The 313-nt window shown below is 66.8% G+C and carries 1 protein-coding gene; it reads left to right on the top strand.

The annotated features are described in order from the left end of the window. On the top strand, window positions 1-313 hold a 313-nt coding region (locus EN859_RS36705; RefSeq protein ID WP_135913716.1), incomplete at both ends, for an HIT family protein.

Here is a 313-nt window from a genome sequence, read left to right as displayed (position 1 = left end):
GCGAACTCAGATTGATGAACGACCGCCGCTGGCCGTGGCTGGTGCTGGTGCCGCAGCGTCCGGGCATCGAGGAGTTGCACGAGATGACGCCGCTCGACCAGGCGATGCTGACCTTCGAGACCAATATGGTGGCGCAGGCGCTGAAGCGGGCGACCGGCTGCACCAAGATCAACACCGGCGCGCTCGGCAACATCGTGCGCCAACTGCATATCCATATCGTCGCACGATCCGAGGGGGATCCCGGCTGGCCCGGCCCGGTGTGGGGGTATGGCCTGCGCGAGCCCTATCAGCGCTCCGACCTGCGCCGGTTTGC

Source organism: Mesorhizobium sp. M00.F.Ca.ET.216.01.1.1 (assembly GCF_004010325.2).
In the GTDB taxonomy this organism is placed as follows: Bacteria; Pseudomonadota; Alphaproteobacteria; order Rhizobiales; family Rhizobiaceae; genus Mesorhizobium.
This window is presented reverse-complemented; position numbering and strand designations above follow the sequence as displayed.